Here is a 5,000-nt window from a genome sequence, read left to right as displayed (position 1 = left end):
CGACCACAGGGAGGATCATCGGGCGCCGGCGGTAGGTGTCGGACACCCACTTGCCCACGGAACGCCGGACGAGCTGCTGGAGCTGGTGCGGCTCCACCACGCCGTCGGAGGCGGACTTGGCGAAGGCTTCCTCGATCTTCGGGACGACCGCGGAGAACGAGGCGTCGTCGATGCCGGAGCCCCGGGCGTGGATCTGCGGGCCGCCCACGAGCTTGCCCGTCGAGCTGTCGACGACGAGGAAGACGGAGATGATGCCCTCGTCCCCGAGGATGCGGCGGTCCTTGAGCGAGGTCTCGGTGACGTCGCCGACCGAGAGGCCGTCCACGTACACATAGCCCGCCTGGACCTTGCCGACGATCTTCGCGGCGCCGTCCACCAGGTCCACCACGACGCCGTCCTCGGCGATCACGATGTGGTTCTTCGGCACCCCGGTCAGCGCGCCCAGCTCGGCGTTGGCCCGCAGGTGGCGCCACTCGCCGTGGACCGGCATGAGGTTCCGCGGCTTGCAGATGTTGTAGAAGTACAGCAGCTCGCCCGCGGAGGCGTGGCCCGAGACATGGACCTTGGCGTTGCCCTTGTGGACGACGTTGGCGCCCCATCGGGTCAGGCCGTTGATCACGCGGTAGACCGCGTTCTCGTTGCCCGGGATGAGGGACGAGGCCAGGATGACCGTGTCGCCCTGGACGATCCGGATCTGGTGGTCGCGGTTGGCCATCCGGGACAGCGCCGCCATCGGCTCGCCCTGGGAACCCGTGCAGACCAGCACGACCTCGTCCGCCGGGAGGTCGTCGAGGGTCTTGACGTCCACGACGAGACCGGCCGGGACCCGCAGATAGCCGAGGTCACGGGCGATGCCCATGTTGCGGACCATCGAGCGGCCGACGAAGGCGACCCGCCTGCCGTACTCGTGCGCCGCGTCCAGGATCTGCTGGATGCGGTGCACGTGGCTGGCGAAGCTGGCCACGATGATGCGGCTCTGGGCACCGGCGAAGACCGTGCGCAGCACATTGGAGATGTCGCGCTCGGGCGGCACGAAGCCGGGGACCTCGGCGTTCGTGGAGTCCGAGAGCAGCAGGTCGATGCCCTCCTCGCCGAGCCGCGCGAAGGCGGGCAGGTCGGTGAGGCGGCGGTCCAGCGGAAGCTGGTCCATCTTGAAGTCGCCGGTGTGCACGGCCATGCCGGCCGGGGTGCGGATGGCGACCGCGAGGGCGTCGGGGATGGAGTGGTTGACCGCCACGAACTCGCAGTCGAAGGGGCCGATGCGCTCGCGGTGCCCCTCCTTGACCTCGAGGGTGTAGGGGCGGATCCGGTGCTCCTGGAGCTTCGCCTCGATCAGTGCGAGGGTCAGCTTCGAGCCGATCAGCGGGATGTCCGCCTTCTCGCGGAGCAGGTAGGGGACGCCACCGATGTGGTCCTCGTGGCCGTGCGTGAGCACGATGCCTTCGATGTCGTCCAGACGGTCACGGATGGACGTGAAGTCCGGCAGGATCAGGTCGACTCCGGGCTGCTCCTCCTCGGGGAAGAGCACTCCGCAGTCGACGATCAGCAGACGGCCGCCGTATTCGAAGACCGTCATATTGCGGCCGATTTCGCCGAGGCCGCCGAGCGGGGTGACGCGCAGGCCGCCCTCGGGAAGCTTCGGCGGCGGACCGAGTTCAGGGTGCGGGTGACTCAAAAGACTCTCCTCACCACGCACGCCACATGCCGCTGGGGCACATGGCGCGCGTGACATTCGTGCACTTGCAGTTGTTTTCGGTGTTCAGTTGTGAAGTCTGTGGTGGCCGGTCCGCTATGCGGGGAACGGCCCCTGGTTACAGCTGTACCCCACCGGCCGACAGATCGCGCTTGAGCTGCTCGGTCTCCTCCGGGGACAGCTCGACGAGCGGCAGACGCAGCGGGCCGGCGGGCAGGCCCTGCAGGGCCAGGGCGGCCTTGGTGGTGATCACGCCCTGGGTGCGGAACATACCGGTGAAGACCGGCAGCAGTCGCTGGTGGATCTCGGTGGCCTTGGTGACGTCCCCGGAGCGATGGGCTTCGAGCAGCGCGCGCAGCTCGGGGGCGACGACGTGGCCGACGACGGAGACGAAACCGGCCGCGCCGACGGAGAGCAGCGGCAGGTTCAGCATGTCGTCGCCGGAGTACCAGGCGAGGCCGGACCGGGCGATGGCCCAGCTGGCGCGGCCGAGGTCGCCCTTGGCGTCCTTGTTGGCGACGATCCGGGGGTGCTCGGCCAGCCGGACGATCGTCTCGGTGTTGATCGGCACGCCGCTGCGGCCGGGGATGTCGTAGAGCATCACGGGCAGGCCCGTGGCGTCGGCGACCGCGGTGAAGTGCCGGTAGAGGCCTTCCTGCGGCGGCTTGTTGTAGTACGGGGTGACGACGAGCAGGCCGTGCGCACCGGCCTGCTCGGCGGCGCGGGCCAGCTCGATGCTGTGTGCGGTGTCGTTCGTACCGGCTCCGGCGACGACGTGGGCACGGTCTCCGACGGCTTCGACCACGGCCCGTACGAGCTGCGCTTTCTCCGCGTCGCTGGTGGTGGGCGACTCGCCGGTGGTGCCGTTGACGACGAGGCCGTCGTTGCCGGCGTCCACCAGGTGGGTGGCGAGCCGCTGGGCGCCGTCGAGGTCGAGGTCACCTTCGGGCGTGAAGGGCGTCACCATCGCGGTCAGGACCCGCCCGAAGGGCGTCTGCGGTGTGGAGGTCGGAGCCATGGGGGCCACGCTACTCGTTGCTCACCGTGAGGTGCTCCCTCGGGGAGTGCGAAAGGGATCCCGGCACTGCCTGCTCGGGGGTTCAAGCAGTGCCGGGTCCGTTTGTTCAGCGTAGATGAAGGTGACGAAATGCCGCAATACGGACACTTCGCTACCGGTGCGTACATCAGTGCGTCACATGATCACGTCACCTGGTGTGGGCGGCCGCGCAGAACGCGAGCGCACTCGCCCTTACGGGGCGACGCGGCCGTTCTTGTTGAAGGCGGCGTAGGTGAGCGGCATGAGCTTGGCCCACTCCGCCTCCATCTTCTCGCCGACCATCTCGATCTCCCGCTGCGGGAACGAGGGGACGGCCGCCTGCTCGTGCTGAGTGCGCAGGCCGAGGAAGTGCATCAGCGAGCGGGCGTTGCACGTGGCGTACATGGAGGAGAAGAGACCGACCGGCAGGACCGCGCGGGCGACCTCACGGGCGACGCCCGCGGCGAGCATCTCCTGGTAGGCCTCATAGGCCCGGCGGTAGGAATCCTCCATGACGCGGCTGGTCAGCTCGTGCTGCTCCGGGGTGCCGTCGACGAAGACGTACTTGCCCGGGCGGCCCTCCTGGACCAGCTTGCGGTCCTCGCCCGGAACGTAGAAGACGGGCTGGAGCTCGCGGTAGCGGCCGGACTCCTCGTTGTACGACCAGCCGACGCGGTGGCGCATGAACTCGCGGAAGACGAAGATCGGGGCGCTGATGAAGAAGGTCATCGAGTTGTGCTCGAAGGGGCTGCCGTGGCGGTCGCGCATCAGGTAATTGATGAGGCCCTTGGACCGCTCGGGGTCCTTCGTGAGCTCTTCCAGGGACTGCTCGCCGGCGGTGGAGACGCGAGCCGCCCATAGCACGTCGGAGTCGGCGGCGCTGTGCTTGACCAGCTCGACGGTCACGTCGCTGAGGAATCCGGGCTTGGCGGTCTCGGTGGGGCTGTCGGTCACCGGCGGGGTCCTTCCAGTTGCAATGCTCGGGCGGCGACAAGCCTACGGGCCGCCACTGACACTCGGTCCGGCCTGACGCGCTGACGGGACCCGCCGAGTGCGACCGCGTGAGGGGGACGGACGGGAGAGCCGGGACGACGGTTGAGATTTTTCACAGAAGTTGACGAAAACGGGCACCTCTGAGGCCAAAAGAACGTCCTTATGAGTAACAGCCGACTTCGAGGTTGCTAGGAGAGTTCTTCATGTTCCGCCGGCGAGAGCCCGTGCCGTTCGCCTTCGTCGCCGAGGCCGAGCGCTACCGCAGCAACGTCACGCCGCCGCCCCGAGATCGCGCGAGCCGGTCGCAGATAGCCGGCCGGGTGCTCGTGGGGCTGACCGTCACGACGGGGCTCGTCGGGGCGCTGTTGTTCGGGATGCCGTCGCTCCAGACGGGCACGCAGAATTCGCACCATTCGCAGCAGTCGGAAGCGTCCGACGGACGCTGATCGACCGTGAGGGGCCCCGCCCACCCACCCTGGAGTGGTCGGGGCCCCTCACGCATCGATAACCTCACCGGGCACAGCCAGTGGAGCGTGCTCGTACGTGAGGAACAACCGTCGTGCCCCTGCCCTTCCTGACAGCCGACCGCGACGCCGAAGCCCTCGCGCCCGCGACCGCGCCCGGCGAGAACCTGCCCTATGAGGACCTCGACCGTTGGCGGCGGCCGTACCGGCCCGGTCCTTGGCGGGTCGGCGGCTCCGCGCTGGTGCTGCTGCTCTCCTCGTACGTGCTGTTCTCGGCGCTGATCATCGCGCTCGCCGGATCACTGCCCGGCGCGGGAATCTGCTTCGCGGGCGCCGCACTCATGATCACCTTCGCGGTCCGGCTGGTGCGCGTGGGGCTCTGGGTGAGCCCGCAGGGGCTGCGCCAGCTGCGGCTGGCGTCCTCCACCACCGTGCCGTGGTCGGACGTCATCGCCGTACGGGCCGCCCAGCAGCCGGTCCGCTGGCTGGGCCTGCCCCGCACGGTCCAGGGGCAGGCCCTGGTCGTCGACCTGGCGCGGGGCGGTTCGCTCCCCGTGGTGGTCACGGACCGGGGCGGGGACTTCCTCGGTCGTCCGGAAGCGTTCGCCATGGCGGCTGACGCGGTGGTGGACCAGGTCGCCGAGTATCGGCACTGAGGGGCCCGTGGCCTCTCGCCTGGTCGGCAGCTCTTCGGCTGCGGGCCGCCTGTGCCGCCTGCGGCGGCGAGCGCCCTGCGGGCGCGTCCTCAAACGCGGGACGGGCTGGTGGTGGGCGGGTTTCTTCACCCCCAACCCCGCCCTTCTTTTGGGACAAC

General features: G+C 69.2%; 5 protein-coding genes (1 of these 5 cut by a window edge). 2 read left to right on the top strand and 3 right to left on the bottom strand.

The window, feature by feature from the left end; translation table 11 throughout:
• The 3 genes from ACZ53N_RS07510 to thyX all read right to left on the bottom strand — a co-directional run.
• Positions 1-1,675 carry the 5' portion of a ribonuclease J gene (locus ACZ53N_RS07510; protein ID WP_469139976.1) on the bottom strand. It extends 11 nt beyond the left edge of the window, so the window shows 1,675 of its 1,686 coding nt (coding positions 1-1,675); the start codon lies at positions 1,673-1,675; its stop codon lies beyond the left edge, outside the window.
• 136 nt (positions 1,676-1,811) lie between these two features.
• Complete coding sequence (gene dapA, locus ACZ53N_RS07505; protein ID WP_469139975.1) at positions 1,812-2,711, bottom strand: 4-hydroxy-tetrahydrodipicolinate synthase; 900 nt, start codon at positions 2,709-2,711, stop codon at positions 1,812-1,814.
• Between the two features lie 231 nt (positions 2,712-2,942).
• A complete protein-coding gene (gene thyX / locus ACZ53N_RS07500; protein WP_365206794.1) occupies positions 2,943-3,683 on the bottom strand; it encodes an FAD-dependent thymidylate synthase in 741 nt (246 codons plus the stop codon).
• 242 nt (positions 3,684-3,925) lie between these two features.
• On the opposite strand from thyX, the gene ACZ53N_RS07495 reads away from it, so the two are divergent.
• Together ACZ53N_RS07495 and ACZ53N_RS07490 are read left to right on the top strand one after the other, a co-directional pair.
• A complete protein-coding gene (locus tag ACZ53N_RS07495; RefSeq protein ID WP_184740117.1) occupies positions 3,926-4,168 on the top strand; it encodes a hypothetical protein in 243 nt (80 codons plus the stop codon).
• Positions 4,169-4,281: 113 nt separating this feature from the next.
• Positions 4,282-4,842, top strand: coding sequence for a hypothetical protein (locus ACZ53N_RS07490; RefSeq protein ID WP_469139974.1), 561 nt, complete (start codon positions 4,282-4,284; stop codon positions 4,840-4,842).
• Positions 4,843-5,000: the final 158 nt, after the last annotated feature.

The sequence above is a fragment of the Streptomyces sp. NPDC033229 genome (genome assembly GCF_055576875.1).
This window is presented reverse-complemented; position numbering and strand designations above follow the sequence as displayed.

Excerpts from the sequence above, each read along its gene's own strand:
- ACZ53N_RS07495 (WP_184740117.1), top strand. The coding sequence starts at position 3,926 with ATGTTCCGCCGGCGAGAGCCCGTGCCGTTCGCCTTCGTCGCCGAGGCC.
- dapA (WP_469139975.1), bottom strand. The coding sequence starts at position 2,711 with ATGGCTCCGACCTCCACACCGCAGACGCCCTTCGGGCGGGTCCTGACC.